Source organism: Bradyrhizobium sp. SZCCT0153, assembly GCF_018129995.1.
Lineage (GTDB): Bacteria > Pseudomonadota > Alphaproteobacteria > Rhizobiales > Xanthobacteraceae > Bradyrhizobium > Bradyrhizobium japonicum_G.
In genome coordinates this window covers 96,329-114,758 of the sequence record NZ_JAFCKS010000010.1, presented here as the reverse complement: position 1 = coordinate 114,758, position 18,430 = coordinate 96,329, and the positions used below count along the sequence as shown (strand labels likewise).

The 18,430-nt window shown below is 65.3% G+C and carries 21 protein-coding genes and 1 pseudogene; 16 read left to right on the top strand and 6 right to left on the bottom strand.

The window, feature by feature from the left end:
- The first annotated feature begins 184 nt into the window (after positions 1–184).
- The 8 genes from rpsM (at position 185) to JQ572_RS30955 (ending at position 4,879) form a co-directional block, all read left to right on the top strand.
- Entirely contained in the window at positions 185–553 is a 369-nt protein-coding gene (gene rpsM / locus JQ572_RS30985; protein ID WP_211386644.1) for a 30S ribosomal protein S13, read from the top strand.
- 122 nt (positions 554–675) lie between these two features.
- Complete coding sequence (gene rpsK / locus JQ572_RS30980; RefSeq protein ID WP_007603045.1) at positions 676–1,065, top strand: 30S ribosomal protein S11; 390 nt, start codon at positions 676–678, stop codon at positions 1,063–1,065.
- A 114-nt stretch (positions 1,066–1,179) separates the two neighbouring features.
- Positions 1,180–2,211, top strand: a complete 1,032-nt coding sequence (locus tag JQ572_RS30975) for a DNA-directed RNA polymerase subunit alpha (protein ID WP_063195091.1) — start codon at positions 1,180–1,182, stop codon at positions 2,209–2,211.
- 120 nt (positions 2,212–2,331) lie between these two features.
- The gene (gene rplQ, locus JQ572_RS30970) at positions 2,332–2,748 is read left to right on the top strand and encodes a 50S ribosomal protein L17 (protein ID WP_211386643.1); all 417 of its coding nucleotides are present in this window, start codon (positions 2,332–2,334) and stop codon (positions 2,746–2,748) included.
- 122 nt (positions 2,749–2,870) lie between these two features.
- The gene (locus JQ572_RS35180; protein WP_249129540.1) at positions 2,871–3,386 is read left to right on the top strand and encodes a c-type cytochrome; all 516 of its coding nucleotides are present in this window, start codon (positions 2,871–2,873) and stop codon (positions 3,384–3,386) included.
- On the top strand, positions 3,290–3,703 hold the full coding sequence (locus tag JQ572_RS35175; protein WP_349643119.1) for a c-type cytochrome: 414 nt from the start codon (positions 3,290–3,292) through the stop codon (positions 3,701–3,703). The genes JQ572_RS35180 and JQ572_RS35175 overlap by 97 nt, the downstream gene beginning before the upstream one ends.
- 78 nt (positions 3,704–3,781) lie before the next feature.
- On the top strand, positions 3,782–4,570 hold the full coding sequence (locus JQ572_RS30960; protein WP_211386642.1) for an SDR family NAD(P)-dependent oxidoreductase: 789 nt from the start codon (positions 3,782–3,784) through the stop codon (positions 4,568–4,570).
- A gap of 9 nt (positions 4,571–4,579) precedes the next feature.
- Positions 4,580–4,879, top strand: coding sequence for a DUF1330 domain-containing protein (locus JQ572_RS30955; protein ID WP_211386641.1), 300 nt, complete (start codon positions 4,580–4,582; stop codon positions 4,877–4,879).
- A 106-nt stretch (positions 4,880–4,985) separates the two neighbouring features.
- On the opposite strand, the gene JQ572_RS30950 is transcribed toward JQ572_RS30955, so the two are convergent.
- On the bottom strand, positions 4,986–5,999 hold the full coding sequence (locus tag JQ572_RS30950; protein ID WP_211386640.1) for a zinc-binding alcohol dehydrogenase family protein: 1,014 nt from the start codon (positions 5,997–5,999) through the stop codon (positions 4,986–4,988).
- Positions 6,000–6,133: 134 nt separating this feature from the next.
- Here JQ572_RS30950 and JQ572_RS30945 point away from each other — a divergent pair, with 134 nt between their 5' ends.
- Positions 6,134–6,511 (top strand): winged helix-turn-helix transcriptional regulator, encoded by a 378-nt coding sequence (locus JQ572_RS30945; protein WP_211386639.1) that lies wholly within the window; start codon positions 6,134–6,136, stop codon positions 6,509–6,511.
- Positions 6,512–6,552: 41 nt separating this feature from the next.
- Here the strand turns inward: JQ572_RS30945 and JQ572_RS30940 are convergent, their stop codons facing one another.
- Positions 6,553–8,166, bottom strand: a complete 1,614-nt coding sequence (locus tag JQ572_RS30940; RefSeq protein WP_211386638.1) for an OprO/OprP family phosphate-selective porin — start codon at positions 8,164–8,166, stop codon at positions 6,553–6,555.
- Positions 8,167–8,478: 312 nt separating this feature from the next.
- Here JQ572_RS30940 and JQ572_RS30935 point away from each other — a divergent pair, with 312 nt between their 5' ends.
- Genes JQ572_RS30935 through JQ572_RS30925 form a run of 3 tightly spaced genes read left to right on the top strand, consistent with a single transcriptional unit; the run spans position 8,479 to position 12,483 of the window.
- Positions 8,479–9,885 (top strand): DegQ family serine endoprotease, encoded by a 1,407-nt coding sequence (locus tag JQ572_RS30935; RefSeq protein WP_211386637.1) that lies wholly within the window; start codon positions 8,479–8,481, stop codon positions 9,883–9,885.
- Positions 9,882–11,219 carry a replication-associated recombination protein A gene (locus JQ572_RS30930; protein WP_211386636.1) on the top strand — a complete coding sequence of 446 codons (1,338 nt, stop codon included), beginning with the start codon at positions 9,882–9,884 and terminating at the stop codon, positions 11,217–11,219. The genes JQ572_RS30935 and JQ572_RS30930 overlap by 4 nt, the downstream gene beginning before the upstream one ends.
- A gap of 49 nt (positions 11,220–11,268) precedes the next feature.
- Entirely contained in the window at positions 11,269–12,483 is a 1,215-nt protein-coding gene (locus JQ572_RS30925) for an RluA family pseudouridine synthase (protein WP_211386635.1), read from the top strand.
- Positions 12,484–12,598: 115 nt separating this feature from the next.
- Here the strand turns inward: JQ572_RS30925 and JQ572_RS30920 are convergent, their stop codons facing one another.
- Positions 12,599–13,045, bottom strand: coding sequence for a hypothetical protein (locus JQ572_RS30920; RefSeq protein ID WP_211386634.1), 447 nt, complete (start codon positions 13,043–13,045; stop codon positions 12,599–12,601).
- Positions 13,046–13,121: 76 nt separating this feature from the next.
- Between JQ572_RS30920 and JQ572_RS30915 the strand changes: the two genes are divergently transcribed.
- The 4 genes from JQ572_RS30915 (at position 13,122) to JQ572_RS30900 (ending at position 16,809) form a co-directional block, all read left to right on the top strand.
- Positions 13,122–13,916 carry an ATP12 family chaperone protein gene (locus JQ572_RS30915; RefSeq protein WP_211386717.1) on the top strand — a complete coding sequence of 265 codons (795 nt, stop codon included), beginning with the start codon at positions 13,122–13,124 and terminating at the stop codon, positions 13,914–13,916.
- A gap of 53 nt (positions 13,917–13,969) precedes the next feature.
- Positions 13,970–15,583 carry a flagellar hook-length control protein FliK gene (gene fliK / locus JQ572_RS30910; protein ID WP_211386633.1) on the top strand — a complete coding sequence of 538 codons (1,614 nt, stop codon included), beginning with the start codon at positions 13,970–13,972 and terminating at the stop codon, positions 15,581–15,583.
- Positions 15,580–15,843 (top strand): EscU/YscU/HrcU family type III secretion system export apparatus switch protein, encoded by a 264-nt coding sequence (locus JQ572_RS30905; protein ID WP_028151179.1) that lies wholly within the window; start codon positions 15,580–15,582, stop codon positions 15,841–15,843. The genes fliK and JQ572_RS30905 overlap by 4 nt, the downstream gene beginning before the upstream one ends.
- Positions 15,844–15,990: 147 nt before the next feature.
- On the top strand, positions 15,991–16,809 hold the full coding sequence (locus JQ572_RS30900; RefSeq protein WP_211386632.1) for a class D beta-lactamase: 819 nt from the start codon (positions 15,991–15,993) through the stop codon (positions 16,807–16,809).
- A gap of 276 nt (positions 16,810–17,085) precedes the next feature.
- Here the strand turns inward: JQ572_RS30900 and JQ572_RS30895 are convergent.
- The 3 genes and pseudogenes from JQ572_RS30895 to JQ572_RS30885 form a co-directional block, all read right to left on the bottom strand.
- Positions 17,086–17,238: pseudogene (locus tag JQ572_RS30895) on the bottom strand (dienelactone hydrolase family protein); the annotation flags it as partial.
- A 14-nt stretch (positions 17,239–17,252) separates the two neighbouring features.
- Complete coding sequence (locus JQ572_RS30890; RefSeq protein WP_211386631.1) at positions 17,253–17,846, bottom strand: hypothetical protein; 594 nt, start codon at positions 17,844–17,846, stop codon at positions 17,253–17,255.
- A 141-nt stretch (positions 17,847–17,987) separates the two neighbouring features.
- Positions 17,988–18,392 (bottom strand): DUF4260 domain-containing protein, encoded by a 405-nt coding sequence (locus JQ572_RS30885; protein ID WP_211386630.1) that lies wholly within the window; start codon positions 18,390–18,392, stop codon positions 17,988–17,990.
- Positions 18,393–18,430 lie beyond the last annotated feature (38 nt).

The window sequence follows — 18,430 nt, the reverse complement described above, 5'->3', positions numbered from 1 at the left end:
CGGTTGACGAAAGCCCCCTGAATCCCCTAATAAGCCCCGCATCCAAGTCGGATAGTTTCAAACGATGCCGGGCCCCAGGAAGACCAGGGGTGGGCGTCGTGTTCGCGTTTGTGAACACCTGCCCGAGAAACCAAGCACTTAAAGACCGGTTCCTGACGAGGGATCGGCAACAGGAGAGAAGGCCGTGGCCCGTATTGCCGGCGTGAACATTCCGACCAACAAGCGCGTTCTCATCGCGCTCCAGTACATCCATGGCATCGGCCAGAAGATCGCCGGTGAGATCATGGAGAAGGTGAAGATCCCCGCGGATCGTCGCGTCAATCAGCTCAGCGATGCTGAGGTGCTCCAGATCCGCGAAGTGATCGACCGCGACTATCTCGTCGAGGGCGACCTGCGTCGTGAGGTCGGCATCAACATCAAGCGTCTGATGGACCTCGGCTGCTATCGCGGCCTGCGCCATCGTCGCGGCCTGCCGGTGCGCGGTCAGCGGACCCACACCAATGCGCGCACGCGCAAGGGCCCGGCCAAGGCCATCGCCGGCAAGAAGAAGTAAGTTTTCGAATCCAATCACGGCGTGTGGCGAAAGGGGATGACCCGTTCGCCACACGCCTTTCGTTCCACAGGTGTAGCCGCTGGCATTACGGCGGCGTTTGAGATCTCCAGGAAAGGTACTCCATGGGCAAGGAAGCCACCCGCGTTCGTCGTCGTGAGCGCAAGAACATCGCCTCCGGCGTCGCGCACGTGAACTCGTCGTTCAACAACACGACCATCACCATCACCGACGCGCAGGGCAACACGATTGCCTGGTCTTCCGCCGGCACGATGGGCTTCAAGGGCTCGCGCAAGTCGACCCCGTACGCCGCGCAGGTTGCCGCCGAGGACGTGTCCAAGAAGGCGCAGGAGCACGGCATGCGCACGCTGGAAGTCGAAGTCGCCGGTCCCGGTTCGGGCCGCGAATCGGCGCTCCGCGCGCTCCAGGCCGCGGGCTTCACCGTCACCTCGATCCGCGACGTGACCACGATCCCGCACAACGGTTGCCGTCCCCGCAAGCGTCGGCGCGTTTGATACGAGGTCGCGGGCGCCATCGTCGCCTGCGATGACTTTTTTTAAGAAGCTGCGGGTGCGACCCGCGGCCTTTCTCCAACGCCAGAATCTGCAATCGCAGTTCGACTGGCCCGTATGGGTGAAACAGTGACGATCCAGAAAAATTGGCAAGAACTGATTCGGCCGAACAAGCTCCAGGTGACCCCCGGAAGCGATTCGAACCGCTTTGCGACCATCGTCGCCGAGCCGCTCGAGCGCGGCTTCGGCCAGACGCTCGGCAACGCGCTGCGCCGCATCCTGCTCTCCTCGCTCCAGGGCGCGGCGGTGCAGTCGGTGCACATCGACGGCGTGCTGCACGAGTTCTCCTCGATCGCGGGCGTCCGTGAGGACGTCACCGACATCGTGCTGAACATCAAGGACATCTCGATCAAGATGCAGGGCGAAGGCCCCAAGCGCATGGTCGTCAAGAAGTCGGGCCCGGGCGTCGTCACCGCCGGCGACATCCAGACCGTCGGCGACGTCGTGGTGCTCAATCCGGACCTGCAGATCTGCACCCTCGACGAGGGCGCCGAGATTCGCATGGAGTTCACGGTCGCCACCGGCAAGGGCTACGTGCCCGCCGAGCGCAACCGTCCCGAGGACGCGCCGATCGGCCTGATCCCGGTCGACAGCCTGTACTCGCCGGTCCGCAAGGTCTCCTACAAGGTCGAGAACACCCGCGAGGGCCAGATCCTCGACTATGACAAGCTGACCATGACGATCGAGACCAACGGCGCGATCTCGCCGGATGACTCGGTGGCCTACGCCGCCCGCATCCTGCAGGATCAGCTCAACGTGTTCGTCAACTTCGAAGAGCCGCGCAAGGAAGTCGCCCAGGAGATCATCCCGGACCTCGCCTTCAACCCGGCCTTCCTCAAGAAGGTGGACGAGCTCGAGCTGTCGGTGCGTTCGGCCAACTGCTTGAAGAACGACAACATCGTCTACATCGGCGACCTCGTGCAGAAGTCGGAAGCCGAAATGCTCCGCACCCCGAACTTCGGCCGCAAGTCGCTGAACGAGATCAAGGAAGTGCTGGCCCAGATGGGTCTGCATCTCGGCATGGAAGTGCCGGGCTGGCCGCCGGAGAACATCGACGAGCTCGCCAAGCGCTTCGAGGATCACTACTGATCCGAGCTACGACAGGCTAAAGCGCGAGTTCATCGCGCTTTAGCGGGCGAACGCAGGCAGCCCACCTGAGCAACAAGTCCGACGAACCGTCGCGACGAAGACAAGTCAAGGAATAGATCAATGCGTCACGGCAAGGTTCATCGGAAGCTCAACCGCACTGCCGAGCATCGCCGCGCGATGTTCGCCAACATGTGCGCCGCGCTGATCAAGCACGAGCAGATCGTCACCACGCTGCCGAAGGCGAAGGAGCTGCGTCCGATCGTCGAGAAGCTCGTCACCCTCGGCAAGAAGGGCGGTCTCGCCATGCGCCGCCAGGCCATCTCCGAGATGCGCGACAAGGATCAGGTCAGGAAGCTGTTCGACGTCCTGGCGACCCGCTACAAGGACCGCCAGGGCGGCTACACCCGCATCATCAAGGCCGGCTTCCGCTACGGCGACAACGCCGCGATGGCCGTGATCGAGTTCGTCGATCGCGACGTCGATGCCAAGGGCCAGGATTCCGGTCCGGTGCAGGAGAAGGAAGCCGAGGCGGCGTAAGCCGACCGGCATTTCAGTTTTCAGAAAGCGGCGCCCCAGGGCGCCGCTTTTTTTATAGCGCGGCGATATCTCATGCCGCGCACGATCGTTTTGTTGAAGGCAATGCGGGCCGGGGGGCTGACATGAGGATTGTGGTTGGGATTGCGCTGGCGATGCTGATGTCGCCGGCCACCTGCGAGACGCTGGTCGAGCGCGGCGCCTATCTCGTCAACAGCGTGATGGTCTGCCACAACTGCCACACCCCGCGCGCGCCGCAGGGCCTCGATCTCTCGCGCGCATTGTCGGGCGGGCAGACCTTCGACGAGCCGGCATTCAAGGTCACCGGTTCCAACATCACGCCGGACAAGGACACCGGGATCGGCAATTGGAGCGACGCCGAGCTGAAGCGGTTTCTCGTCAGCGGCAACAGGCCGAACGGGACCAGGGTCGCGCCGATCATGCCGACTGCGTTCTACACGGTGCTCACCGCCCGCGATCTCGATGCGCTCGCGGCTTACTTGCGCTCCGTGCCTCCGGTGCGACACGAGACGCCGGCCCCGGAATACAAGATCGCGCTGAAGCCGGAGACGCCGATCTATGCCGGCAAGCAAGCGAGCAGGAGCTGTCCGACCAGCTTGCGCATGGCCGTTATCTGCTGACCATCGCCCATTGCCTGGAATGCCACACGCCGGAGGGCCCGTCCGCCGTGCACGATTTCGCCGCAGCGAGCGGCAAGGGCGGTCGGACATTTAGGGGGCCCTGGGGCGAATCCGTCTCCCCCAATATCACCCCGGATCCCGGCGCAGGTCTCGGCGCGTGGAGCGATGACGAAATCAAACGTGCGATTACGCAAGGCATCGCGCGCGACGGCCACAAGCTCAAGCCGCCGATGGCCTATGCTGCCTACGCCAGCATGACGGCGCAGGACCTCGATGCGATCGTCGCCTTTCTCAGGACACTACGGGCGCGCAACTGATCCTCACGCGTCGGTGAGGGCGATTGAAGCTGCTTGTGTAGCGCACGATATCTGCGTCAGCCTCAATGGAGACGACGCATGAACATCGACCTTTCCGGAAAGACCGCCCTCGTGACCGGCTCGACCGCCGGCATCGGCCACGCCATCGCCAAGGGCCTCGCGGGCTCAGGCGCGAGCGTCGTGATCAACGGTCGCGGCCAGGACAAGGTCGATGTGGCCGCGCGTAAGCTGGAGGCGGCCGGTGCCAAGGTGCGCGGCATCGCCGCCGACGTCTCGACGGCGGCGGGCTGCAAGGCGCTCGTGGCGGCGCTGCCCGAGGTCGACATCCTCATCAACAATGCCGGCATCTTCGAGCCGAAGGACTTTTTCGACATTCCCGACGAGGACTGGAGTCGCTTCTTCGAGGTCAACGTCATGAGCGGCGTGCGGCTGTCGCGCGCGTATCTGAAGGGTATGCTCAAGCGCAATTGGGGCCGGATCGTCTTCATCTCCTCGGAATCCGGCCTCAACATTCCCGTCGAGATGATCCATTACGGCATGAGCAAGACGGCCCAGCTCTCGGTCGCGCGCGGGCTTGCCCAGCTCACCCGCGGCACCGGCGTCACCGTCAATTCCGTGCTGCCGGGTCCGACCATGTCGGAAGGCGTCGAGACCTTCGTGAAGGATCTCGCCAAGCAGAATGGACAGTCGGTGGATGAAGCCGCTGCCAATTTCGTCAAGCAGCATCGACCGAGCTCGCTGATCCAGCGCTTCGCCAGCGTCGACGAGATCGCCAACATGGTTGTCTACGTCGCCTCGAAGCAAGCCTCTGCGACCAACGGAGCGGCACTGCGCGCGGAAGGCGGCATCGTCAACACGATCGCGTGAGGCGCACACATGCCCGCCTATGTGATCTCCGAAGTCGAGGCCCGCAACAGGGCCGCGATGGAGGCCTATCGCTCGCTTGCAGCAACAACCATCGCGCAATATGGCGGCCGCTACCTCGCGCGCGGCGGCGCCACTGAGGTGGTGGAGGGTGGCCCGCCGCCCAAGACCATCATCATCGTCGAGTTTCCCACGATGGCGCGGGCGCGCGAATGGTACGCGTCGGCGGAATATGCCGAGGCGCTGAAGCTGCGGCATACGGCGCTGGAGCGACGGTTGATGTTCGTCGAGGGCGTGACGCTGGAATCGTAGGGTGGGCAAAGCGAAGCGTGCCCACCACTTCTGCCGCATCTGTCGAGAGATGGTGGGCACGGCGCGAGTGCGCCTTTGCCCACCCTACGCAGCAACGCTGTGGCTGCTACCACCCCTCCAGCACGATCTTCCCACGCGACTTGCCGCTCTCCAAGAGCGTGTGCGCGCGCTTGAGGTTGGCCGCGTTGATCGTGCCGAAAGTCTGGTCGAGCGTGGTGCGCAGCACGCCCTTGTCGATGAGGTCGGCGACGTCATTGAGCAGATGATGCTGCGCGATCATGTCCGGCGTCTGGAACGAGGAGCGCGTGAACATCGATTCCCAGTGCACCGAGATCGCCTTGCCCTTGAACGTGCTCATGGTGAACTCTGGCGGATCGTCGATCAGGCCGAACTTGCCCTGCGGCGCCATCAACTCGGCGATCGCCTTGTAGTGCTGTTCGGTGAAGGTGAGGCTCGCGACCAGCGCGACCGGCGGCAGCTTCAGCTTCTCGATCTGCTCCTTCATCGGCTTGCCGTGGTCGATCACCGCATGCGCGCCGAGGTCGAGGCACCATTTTTGCGAATCCGGCCGCGTCGCGGTCGCGACCACCGTGAGACCGGTGAGGCGGCGCGCAAGCTGGATCAGGATCGAGCCGACGCCGCCGGCGCCGCCCGTGATCAGCAGCGTGCGTGGGTCGACGCTCTTGCCGGGCACCGCGCCGAGCCGGTCGAACAGCAATTCCCAGGCGGTGATGGAGGTGAGGGGGAGGGCGGCGGCCTGCGCAAACGACAGGCTCTTCGGCTTGTTGCCGACGATGCGCTCGTCGACCAGATGGAATTCGGAATTGGTGCCCTGGCGCAGGATCGAGCCGGCGTAAAACACCTCGTCGCCCGGCCTGAACAGCGTCACCTCGGGCCCGACGGCATCGACCACGCCGGCCGCGTCATAGCCCAGAATCTTGGTCTCGCCCTCGGGTGGAGCTGCGCGCTTGCGAACCTTGTAGTCGACCGGATTGGCCGAGATCGCCTTTACGGCGACGCGGATATCGCGGCCCTTGGGCTCGGTCTTTGTGGTCTCGAAATCGAACAGCGCGTCCTGATCCTCGATCGGAAGCGATTTCTTGTAGCCGACGGCCTTCATGGCTTGTCTCCATCAGATGGCGCAGAGCTTGTGAGGTGTGCGCCTGGCTTGCTAACTGTCGCTCTGGCTCCGATTTGGCAAGTACTGTAAATTCGGGGATATAGTCCCTGTTTGGATACTATAGGGAAACACGCATGAAACGGCGGGATTTTGCCCGGCGTCCCGGCTGCTCGGTCGAGGCGACGCTGGATCTGATCGACGGCAAGTGGAAGGGCGTGATCCTCTACCACCTCCAGGACGGCACCCAGCGCTTCGGCGAACTGCGCCGCCGGATGCCGGGCATCACCCAGCGCATGCTGACCAAGCAGCTTCGCGCGCTGGAGGAGGACAAGCTCGTCATTCGCAAGGTCTATGCCGAGGTGCCGCCGCGCGTTGAGTATTGCCTCTCCGAGCTCGGTGAGAGCCTGCGGCCGGTGATCGACATATTGAAGGCGTGGGGCGAGAGCCATCAGCAGCGGCTGTCCTGCGCGCCGCCGCCGGTGGTCGTGAAGAAGCCGAAGCGCGCCGCATAGGTATCCGGGAGCGGACCGTGCCGCTCCCGGAAGATCTCGCTTCAGAACGCGAACTGCGTGCGCATCGCGACCGCGTCGAACTTCGAGCCGACATCGGCGGTCGAGACCGGCGAGGCCTGCCGCGACACCGTGCCGTGCAGATAGTCGAGCATGAAGCGGACGTTGCCGTTGACGTACCAGTTCAGCGCCGCCGTGTAGACGGTCTGCCGGCCGCCGGCGATGCCGGTCGCCGTTCCCAACTGGTTGTTGAGGTCGATCGTCGAGAAGCGTCCCGCGATTTCCCAGGCGCCCCAGCCGCCGCCGTCGAGCGAGAACGGATGTGCCGGCTTGACGCCGTTGTAGGCCGCGTTGGCCGCGTTGTAGCTCCGGCCTTCGCCGGTCAGCACGTAGCCGGCCTGCGCGTAACCGCCCTGGAATTTCAGGCTCGGCGCACCGACCAGCGGCACGCCGGTGTGGGCTGTTCGGTCCACATTGTACCAGAAATACTCGCCTTGAACGATGAAGGGACCATAGGTCGCTGCTGCCTCGACGCTATAGACCTGCGCGCCCGAGGCATTGGCGATGGCGCCGGTCGAGATCAGCGTGGTCGGATCGAGACGCAATTCCGGACGATCGCTCAGCGTGACCGTCTGGGTGTTGGCGATCAGATTGCGCGGCGGCTGAATCAGCCATTGCGCATCGGCGCCGATATGCACCGAGTAGTCCTTGCCGCTGACCGGGTTGCCGGCAATACGCGCCACCGCGCCGTATTGCTCGCTCGTGCCCGCCGGAGCCGCGCTCGAGGCGGAGTGAATCGCACCTGTTGAGGGCCCCGTGACATAGCCGCCGATCCACAGCTGGTCGTTGAACCAGCGCGTGCCGACCGCCGAGCGGAAGTCGCCGGCGGCGATGTTGGTCGCGATGACGCCGGGCGAGGCGCGCTCCATGAACATGATGTCGTTGGAGCTCGTGGCCTCGTCCATGGTGTATGGCAAGTCCATGACGCCGGCCTCGATCGCCATCCGTCCACCGAACGGCTTCAGGCCGGTGTAGCTGAGATAGGCGTTCTCGACGCCGGAGACGCCGCCGCCGGGCAGCGAGCCAGGCGCTGCGCCGCCGAATCCGTCGGAAGTGCCCCCGAAGTCGTAGACCAGTGCGAAGTTCCAGTCGTTGAAGAACTTGCCGGTAAGTCCGATGCGCGCGCGGCGGACGTTCTCGCCACTGTCGAGCTTTTGCGGAACGGTCGCCGCCGTGTTGGGACGATAGTCGTAGCCGCCGACATCCCAGTGCACGCGGCTGGTGATCGCGACGCAGTTCGCCTGGTCGGCGGTGCAGATAGTCGGACGGTTGTTCGGCATCGTCACGACGACGCCCGAGGCTGGCGCCGGTCCCTTGAGCGAGATCGCCGCGTTGGCATTGGCGACGACGGCCTTCGCTTCGGATCGAGCTTCGGCTTTTGCCTCCGCCTTCGCTTCAACCCTGGCCTTCGCCGTGGCCGCGGTGTTCGCGGCGGTCTGGCTCTGGAGCTTGTCGAGCTTCTGCTCCAGCATCTTCAACTGCTGCTTCAGAAGCGCGATCTCCTGATCGCTGCTGCTTGTCGATTGGGCGTGGGCCTGCGAGGCCGCCAGCGCGCCGGCGAGACCAATCGCCGTGGCTGCAATTCTTGTCCTGCTCACGTCATGACTCCATCGTTTGATGAACTTCCCCAAGTCACTGGCGGAGAGCCTAGGATCGATCGATGACTGCCCCGCGACGGCGCGGCCCGGTTGCGCGGTTCCCAATGATGCAAATTCGCTGCAACCGAATCCACCGTCGGCCAGAATGCAAGATGACGCGCATCATGCCAATCCGGCGCCCAGGCGAATTGCCATTTCGCACGCCGGGCTTGCATTTGGGCGACACCGGAAGGGACTGAATATTGCCGTCCGGCGCCCTTCTATTGGGGGGCGAACGCGCCTATATTCCGGCGTCTTTTCCGAGAGGTAGGAATGTTTCGTTCGATCCGCGCCGCCGTCATCACCGCATTGTGCATAGCTTTTTCGGCCAGCTTCGATCCGGCCGCGGCGCAGGACCGCCGGGTCCCGTCATCGCCGGCCGAACTGCGGCTGTCCTATGCGCCGATCGTACAGCGGGTGCAGCCGGCGGTCGTCAACGTCTATGCCGCCAAGATGGTGCAGAACCGGAATCCGCTGCTCGACGACCCGATCTTCCGCCGCTTCTTCGGCGTGCCGGGCCAGCAGCCCGAGCAGATGCAGCGCTCGCTCGGCTCCGGCGTCATCGTCGATGCCTCGGGCCTCGTCGTCACCAACGTCCATGTCATCGAAGGCGCCGATCAGGTGAAAGTGTCGCTTTCGGACAAGCGCGAGTTCGAGGCCGAGATCCTGCTGAAGGACACGCGCACCGATCTCGCAGTGCTGCGCCTGAAGGACACCAAGGAGAAATTCCCGACCCTCGACTTCACCAATTCCGACGAGTTGCTGGTCGGTGACGTCGTGCTCGCGATCGGCAATCCCTTCGGCGTCGGCCAGACCGTGACCCACGGCATCATCTCGGCGCTGGCACGCACGCAGGTCGGCATCACCGACTACCAGTTCTTCATCCAGACGGATGCGGCGATCAATCCCGGCAATTCCGGTGGCGCGCTGGTGGACATGAGCGGCAAGCTCGCCGGCATCAACACCGCGATCTATTCGCGTTCCGGCGGCTCGCAAGGCATCGGCTTCGCGATCCCCGCCAATATGGTGCGCGTCGTCGTCGCCTCCGCCAGGAGCGGCGGCAAGGCGGTGAAGCGGCCCTGGTTAGGGGCGAAATTGCAGGCGGTGACGCCCGAGATCGCCGAGAGCCTCGGCCTGCGCTCGCCGACCGGTGCGCTGGTCGCCAGCGTGGTGTCGAACGGCCCGGCGGCGAAGGCCGGCTTGAAATCCTCCGATCTCATCACCGGCATCGACGGCCAGACCGTGGATGACCCCAACGCTTTCGACTATCGCTTCGCAACGCGCCCGCTCGGCGGCACGGCGCAGATCGACGTGCAGCGGGCCGGCAAGCCGGTCAAGCTGACGGTCGCGCTGGAGACGGCGCCCGACGTCGGTCGCAACGAACTCGTCGTCACCGCGCGCTCGCCGTTCCAGGGCGCGAAGGTCTCGACCATCACGCCGGCGCTTGCTGACGAACTGCATCTGGACGCCGACACCGAAGGCGTCGTGATCACCGATCTCGGCAGCGACAGCGCGGCTGCAAATGTCGGCTTCCAGAAGGGCGACATCATCCTGGCCGTCAACAACCAGAAGATCGGCAAGAGCGGCGACCTCGAAAAGGCCGCAGGCGAGCGCCCGCGGATCTGGCGCATCACGCTGGTGCGCGGTGGCCAGCAGATCAACGTCACGCTGGGCGGATGAGTCCGAAGCGATCGCAGGAGACGCCAACTCTCTTCGCCGCGGCGGGGCTCGACCACGAGGCTCCGCATCCGCTGCCGGACAGGCTGCGGCCGCGCGCGCTCTCGGAGGTCGTCGGGCAGGATCATATCCTGGGTCCCGACGGCGCGCTGACGCGGATGCTGGAGACGCGCACGCTTGGCTCGCTGGTGTTCTGGGGGCCGCCCGGCACCGGCAAGACCACGGTGGCGCGGCTGCTGGCGGATGCGACGGATCTGCACTTCGAGCAAATATCGGCCGTGTTCTCCGGCGTTGCCGATTTGAAGAAGGCCTTCGAGGCCGCTCGTGCCCGCCGCGAGATGGGCAAGGGCACGCTGCTGTTCGTCGACGAGGTGCATCGTTTCAACCGCGCCCAGCAGGATTCGTTTCTGCCCGTGATGGAAGATGGCACCGTGGTGATGGTAGGGGCCACCACCGAAAACCCGTCCTTCGAGCTCAACGCGGCGCTTCTGTCCCGGGCGCGCGTGCTGGTGTTTCGCTCGCTCGACGCGGCCGCGATCGAAAAGCTGTTTGCGCATGCCGAGGAGGTTGAGGGCCGCAAGCTGCCGCTCGATGCCGAGGCACGCGCCGTGCTGGTGCGCATGGCCGACGGGGACGGGCGGGCCTCGCTGACGCTGGTCGAGGAAGTCTGGCGCGCCGCGCGCAAGGACGAGATTTTCGATGCCGCGCAGTTGCAGGAGATTTTGCAGCGCCGCGCCCCGATCTACGACAAATCGGCCGACGGTCACTACAACCTGATCTCGGCGCTGCATAAGTCGGTGCGCGGCTCCGATCCCGATGCCGCGCTGTATTATCTCGCGCGCATGCTCGATGCCGGCGAGGACCCGCTGTTCCTGGCCCGCCGCGTGGTGCGCATGGCGGTCGAGGACATCGGCCTTGCCGATCCGCAGGCGCTCATGATCGCCAATGCCGCCAAGGATGCTTTCGACTTTCTCGGCCATCCCGAAGGCGAGCTCGCCATCGCGCAGGCCGTGGTCTATCTGGCTACCGCGCCGAAATCGAATGCCGTCTACACCGCCTTCGGCGCAGCGATGCAGGTCGCGAAACAGGCCGGCTCGCTGCTGCCGCCCAAGCACATTCTCAATTCCCCGACCAAGCTGATGAAGTCGGAAGGCTACGGCGCGTCCTACGAATACGACCACGACGCCCCCGACGCCTTTTCCGGCCAGGACTACTTTCCGGAAGCCCTAGGCCGCCAGACCTTCTACGACCCCCCGGAGCGCGGTTTTGAGCGCGAAATCCGCAAGCGGCTGGATTACTGGGCCAAGCTGCGGAAGGAACGGGGCGGCGGAGCCTAAATTGCCGTTTCGTCGTGACGAAAGGGCACTTTTGAGCTAGGCAGGCATCATGAGCCGCCGCATCAAGAGAATGAATCCGAAGCCCCGCGAGCGCGATGAGCGCAAGGAGGCGCGCCCCTTCAAGGCGCGCAGCGCCAAGAAGGCCGGGCCGCGTCCCGGGGCCAAGCCGGGTGGCAAGCCGCCGCGCTTTGCGGCCGAGCGTGTCGAGCGGCGCGCACCCAAATCCCTGCCGGAAACGCCCGCGCCGGAAAAGCCCGTCGAGGCGCTGCTGCCGACCAAGGTGCAGACCGTCAAGGTCACGGCGGACGAGAACAACATGCGGGTCGACCGCTTTCTGGAGGCGCGGTTTCCCGGCCTGTCGTTCTCCCACATCCAGCGCGTCGTGCGCAAAGGCGAGCTGCGCGTCGACGGCAAGCGCGTCGACAGCAAGGACCGGCTGGAGGAAGGACAGAGCGTCCGCATACCGCCTCTGAAGCTCGACACGCCGAAGGCGGCGAGCCCGCTGTCCGAGGCCGCGCAAAAGACGCTTGCCGCGCTGAAGGAGATGACGATCTACGAGGACGACGACGTCCTCGTGCTGAACAAGCCGTTCGGGCTTGCGGTGCAGGGCGGCTCTGGCACGACGCGACACATCGATCAGATGCTGGACGTGATGCGCGACTCCAAAGGGCAGAAGCCGCGGCTTGTGCATCGGATCGACAAGGATACGTCCGGCTGCCTGCTCATCGCGAAGACGCGCTTTGCCGCCTCGCATCTGACCGGTGCATTCCGCTCGCGGTCGGCGCGGAAAACCTATTGGGCGCTGGTGCCGGGCCTGCCGAAGCCGAAGCAGGGCCGCATCTCGACTTTCCTTGCGAAGGAGGAGAGCGAGGACGACACCATCATGCGCATCGCCCAGCATGGCGATGAGGGCGCGAGCCACGCGGTGACGTATTATGCGGTGGTCGAGACCGCCGGCAACAAGCTGACCTGGGTGTCACTGAAGCCGGTGACGGGCCGCACCCACCAGCTCCGCGCCCACATGGAGCATATCGGCCATCCCATCGTGGGCGATCCCAAATATTTCAACATCGAGAACTGGCAGTTGCCGGGCGGCCTGCAAAACCGGCTGCATCTGCTCGCGCGCCGCATCGTCATTCCGCATCCACGCGGCGGCTTCATCGATGCCACCGCGCCGTTGCCGCAGCACATGCAGCAGTCGTGGAATTTGCTCGGGCTCGATGCGAGCCGATTTGATCCGATCGAGAACGCGCCTGAGGAGTAGCTGGTCGAGGTACCACGCGCGTCATTGCGAGGAGCAAAGCGACGAAGCAATCCAGGCTGTTGCCGCGGATGCTTTTCTGGATTGCTTCGCCGCGCTCGCAATGACGGAAGCTCCCTCAATTCCGAAATTGCTCCAGAAACATCCGCAGACTGTCATGCGGGCTCTCGATGTCAGTGATCAGCCAGCCCTCGGGCCCGTTGACGAGGATGAAGTTCAGCGTGACCTGCCGGCCGCGATTGTCGAAATTCGCCGCGACATAGGTCTTGTCGTATTGCCTGCGGACGACCGCGATCGCGACCGGACCGAGCTTCCAACTCGGGCTCTGCACCAGGAAATCGTAAGGCTCGACCCGCGGCGCGGACCACATCTTGCGCAGGCTGGGGTCGAAGAATTGCCTGGTGGTGGCAGCGTCGCGGGGCAGCCCTTTGGACAGCTCCGGCACGCCCTGGCCGTAATGGGCGTAGACGTTACGCACCAGCGATTCCGGGGTGCGGAAACCGGCGTCCGCCGCGGCCAGCCAGAGCCCGGCGAGCAGGGCCACAATGCCCGCAAGTTCCTTCATGCCTGCTGCTCGCTTTATCGGCCGCCGGTTCTATCTTAAAAGCCTAGCATTCAGCGGCGGAGACCAGAAATTCAAGATGCGCGAATTGTTTGATGAGGCCGCGGGGCAGTCCCCGCTCGATCCGCAGGAGGCGGTCCGCCAGGCCTCGCGCGTGCCGTTGCGCAAGCGCTTCTACAAGGAGGTGGGGGTGGCTGAGGCCGAGGGCGGTTTCGCCATCACGCTCGACGGCAAGCCGATCCGGACGCCCTCCGGGCGCCAGGTGGTGACCCCCTCGCAAGACCTTGCCGATGCGGTGGCCGCGGAATGGACGGATCAGAAAGAGACGATCAATCCCATGACCATGCCGCTGACGCGGATTGCCAACAGCGTGGTCGAGGGCGTGGTCGACCGCGTCGAACTCGTGGCCGACGACCTCGCAAGATACTTCCAGTCCGACCTGGTGTTCTATCGCGCCGGTCACCCGGAGGGGCTGGTGGCCCGCGAGGCCGCGCATTGGGATCCCGTACTGTTCTGGGCCGCGGAGACCTTGGGCGCGCATTTCATCCTGTCCGAGGGCGTCATGCATGTGAAGCAGCCCGATGAGGCGGTCCAGGCCGCGCGCGCCGCGCTGCCCGGGGATCCCTGGTCGATCGCGGCGCTCCACGTGGTCACGTCCCTCACAGGCTCGGCCCTGCTGGCGCTGGCGCTGGCCCACGGGGTGCGCGACGCCGACCAGGTCTGGGTGGCTGCCTATGTCGATGAGGACTGGAACGCCGAGAAGTGGGGGGTCGACGAAGAAGCGGCCGCCCGCCGCGCCGCCCGGCTGAGGGATTTCAAGGCTGCGGTCGCGGTCCTGGAGGCGGTAAAGCCGCCCGCGGCCAAAGGTCCTTAACGAGAGGTTTACGACGCCGGCGTTAGGGTGGCCCGTGCTCCGGGACCCCTGAGATGCCGACGCCGATAAGCTCGATCCTTCCCGTCAGTGCTGCCAGCCCCGTGGCTGATGCGGCGACGCCCGATCTCGTTCTTCAGGCCGGCAGCGTCGTCGACGCCAGAGTGGTCAGCGTGCTCGCCGACAATCTGGTGCGGATCGCGATCGCAAATCTTTCGATGGACGTGATGTCGGAGGTGTCGCTGACGCCAGGGCAAAATCTCCAGCTCGCGGTGTCGCAGAACGACGGCACCATCCGGCTCGCCGTCATGAGCGGGGCAGGGGAAGCTGCCGCCGATCAGGTCACGCTGACAGCGCGCGCGGCCTCGCTCGTCGAGAGCCCGCCGCTTGCACCGTCAGCGAGCGCGGCGCGCAGCACCCTGACGCCATTGGAACAGGTCGCCGTCACCGCCGCTTCGGCCGAGGCCGTGACCAAACAGGGCAGCCAGGCACCGCTGTTCGCCAATCTAGCCTCCGTCGTCACCGGCAGCGATCTGCCGGCGGGGCTGAAGCAGGCGGTGCTGGCCGTGCTGGCGCAGCAGACGCCGCTCAACCCTCGGCTCGATGGCGGCGATATCGAATCCGCCTTCCAGAAGTCCGGCCTGTTCCTCGAGGCCTCGCTGGCCGCGGGCACGACACCGTCCTCCGGCACGGTGCCGGACCTGAAGGCCGCACTGCTGGTGCTGCGGCAGACCTTGGCCACGCTGGAAACTGCCGCGCCGCAGGGGGCCGCAATTCCTTTGAGCGCCACGGGGACACCGCAGGCCGCCGCCGCGTCGGCTGCTGCAGCAGGTCAGGCCGTGCAGGCCGCATTGCCGTCAACCGAATCCGAGATCGCACAGCCGCCGCAAATGCCGCGCAGCGCCAATCCCGCGGCCGCGGTGCTGGTCGACGTTGCCGGCAATGCCGCGCAGGCCGCGATGCCGCGAACCATGTCCGCCGGCCTTGCCGCGAGCCTTCTGCAGGAGGTCGCGCAAAACCTGCCGAGCCTGACCGGCAATTTGCCCGGCTCGAACAAGGCCGTGCCCGACGGCCACATCTTCGAAGCCGCCGCGCGCGCGACGCCACCGCCGGTTCGCGGCGCGCTGCCGGCACCGCAGGCGATCGCCTCGCCGTCGCTTGCGCCCGATACGCCGCTCGCTGCGACCGTGCATCGCCTGCTCGACGACACCGATGCGGCGATCGCGCGGCAGACCTTGCTGCAGGTCGCCTCGCTTCCTGACCGGACCGACGCCGGCGGCCACCGCATCGATCCGACCGTGCCGCAGTGGAATTTCGAGATTCCCTTCGCAACTCCGCAGGGCACGGCGATGGCGCAGTTCGAGATCTCGCGCGATGGCGGCAATGAAACCGCCGATCCCGCCAAGCGCGCCTGGCGCGCGCGCTTCACGCTCAATGTCGAGCCGGCCGGCCCGGTGCACGCGCTGATTACCCTGAACGGCGACAAGACCTTCGTGCGGATGTGGGCGGAGCGGCCGGCGACCGCGCAGCAGCTTCGCGCCGGCATCGGGGAGCTGAACCTGGCCCTGACGAGGGCCGAGCTCAAACCCGGCGATATCTTGGTGCGCGACGGCACCCCGCCGCAGCCCGCACCGGCCCGCGCCGGCCACTTCCTGGACCGGGCCACATGAGCGATCCGTCCAAGCTTGCGATCGCGCTGCATTACGAGAAGGGCAGCAACGCGCCGGTCGTCGTCGCCAAGGGCAAGGGTACGATCGGTGAAAAGATCGTCGAGATCGCCAAGGCCAACGACATCCCGATCGAGGAGAACGAGATTCTGGCCGGCGCGCTGTCCAAGGTCGAACTCGGCGAGGAGATCCCGCCCGACCTCTACAAGGCGGTCGCCGAAGTGCTGGTGTTCGTGCTGCGGCTGTCGGGCCGCGGGCGGTAGAGCATGATCCGGACTCGAAGGGCAGCGTTAGCGCGAAGTGTGCAGCGGTTTTCCGAACAGATCATGCTCAAGAAATAACCTGTCATCGTTTTACCACGATGGCGGCTGCATGGTCGTGGCCACTTTCATGGTTCACGGACATCTCTCTTGATCACCCGCCGTTCCACCCTCGGCCTCCTCGCCGCAACTGCAATCGTGCCATCGCGTACGTTCGCCCATGTCGCACCGCCGCGCAACGAGATCCGCGACAGCCTGGCAAAACGCTTCACCGACCTTGGCACATCGGGCACCTTCGTCGGCTACAAGGTCGAGGACTATCTGGTCGTCGCCAGCGACAAGGAACGCTCGGGCGAAGCAAAGCTGCCGGCCTCGACCTACAAGATCCCGAACTCGCTGATCGCTATCGAGACCGGCGTGGTCACTGACCCCGACAAGGACGTGTTCCCGTGGGATGGCGTGAAGCGGCCGATTGAAGCGTGGAACAAGGATCACACACTGCGCAGTGCGATTCTCGTGAGCGCGGTGCCGGTCTATCAGGAGATCGCGCGGCGCATTGGTCAGGAGCGCATGCAAAAGTACGTCGATCTGTTCGACTACGGCAATCGCGACATCGGCGGCGGCATCGACCAGTTCTGGCTCACGGGGAATTTGCGCATCGATCCGGTCGAGCAGGTCGATTTCGTCGACCGGCTGCGCCGCCGCGCGCTGCCGATCAGCAAGCGCAGCCAGGATCTCGTCGCCGACATCCTGCCAGTGACCAAGGTCGGCGACAGCGTCATCCGCGCCAAGTCCGGCCTCCTGGGCGCCGAGCGCGGCGAGCCCTCGCTCGGCTGGATGGTGGGCTGGGCCGAGAAGGGCGAGGCCCACACCGTGTTCGCGCTCAACATGGATTGCAAGGAGCCGCGTCTGGTCGGCGAGCGCATGCCGCTGACGCAAGCCTGCCTTGCCGAGATCGGCGCAATCTAGCGCTGCCGCGCCAACGTCGCTCTCCAACGTCATTGCGAGGAGTCACTTGCGACGAAGCAATCCAGAGTCTTTCCTTTGAGGCAGCCTGGATTGCTTCGCTCCGCTCGCAATGACGGAGGATGTCGCGCCAACGCAGGCTCCATGTGCATCCCATGGTGAGCCGCAGTTGGGTGGGCAAAGGTGCGCAGCGCCGTGCCCACCATCTCTCCATATCGTGATCTGCAAATGGTGGGCACGCTTCGCTTTGCCCACTCTACGGCATCGGACCGGGCAGTCTCAGCCCAGCTTGAACAGCGCCTGCAAGAACTCCTCCACGGCTTTGCGCGACTCCGCAGCGGTGGTGGGATTGCCGCCGACATGCGGGTTGAGCTCGACATAGGCGTCCTTGTAGGTGAAGGGCGCTTCGGTAGTGCCGTTCATGAGCACTCGCGCGGCGGCTCGCCTCAGGCGGTGTCCGTCTTCTTCACCGTCAGCGCCTGGTCGATCGCAAAGCCGCCGATTTCGCTCATCGCCTGCGAGATCACGTCGCCCTTGCGGGCAAAGTCGTCGGAGAGGAAATCGAACTGCGTGCGCGCCAGCCGCAGCACCTCGATCGGCACGGAGACCACGGTCTCGTTGAAGGCGTCGACCGAGGCGCGAAGCGTATCCAGCTCGCCCGTGAGCTTGCCGATATGGCTCTCCGCATGCTGCATCAAGCCGAGCAGCTTGCCGCGCTCGGCATCGAACGCCGCGCGCTCGGCCGCTGCAGCCGTGGACAGTTCGGCCAGCTGGGCGCGCAATCCGTCAATTTGCTTGGCCATGGCATCGGAGGCCATCTCACCAGCCACCCGCAGCTCGGTGTTGCGCGTGTTCTCTTCGTGCTCCCGGTGATAGAGCCGCTCGGCCGACATCGCCCGCTGCGCCAGCGACTCGATCAGCGCGGCCGCGCGCAGCAGCATCTCGCCGTTCCTACCCGACACCATGCTGGCCATGCGCCGCAGGAAGTCGGTGGTTTCGGACGATGAACTCGGCGGCAGCGGGACGACCGTCGCGGACATGAGGTGATGCTTGCAGCCAGAAATGATGACCGCCGCCGTACCGACTGGGCTCACGCAACATTCGGCGCCTGATCGCTGGGCTCCGAGCAAGCCTGAATCGCCCGGCCGGGTCAACCGGGCTGCGCCAGATTTGCGGCTGCGTCAGGGGTTCTTCTGCCGGCCGATCCGCCCCAGATGGGTGAAGCCGAACCCGGCCGCATATTTCAGGCCATAGCCCAGGGCCCGGTCGATGCCGATATGGGCGAGCCAGATCAAGGCGATGGACAGAGTGAGCGGCGAGGCGAGGCCGAAGCCGAGCGTCAGGAGCGCGACCGGCGCCATGTAGCTGTGGGCGGCATTGTAGACCAGCGCGCCGAACCGGGCGTCCGAGAGGTAGGCCAGGAAGCTCAGATCGGGGACGAAGAAGAGCAGGGCGAACACCAGCCATGACCCATCCCAGGCCGCATAGAGCATCACCATGCCGGCGAACAGCGTCAGGCCCTCCAGCCGCAGCAGGATGTTGACGCCGCCGGTTGCAGAGCCGGTCTCGGCCACTCGCTCGTCCATCGTCGCCTCCCAGGCAAAACTTTGTAATTCCTTGCGCT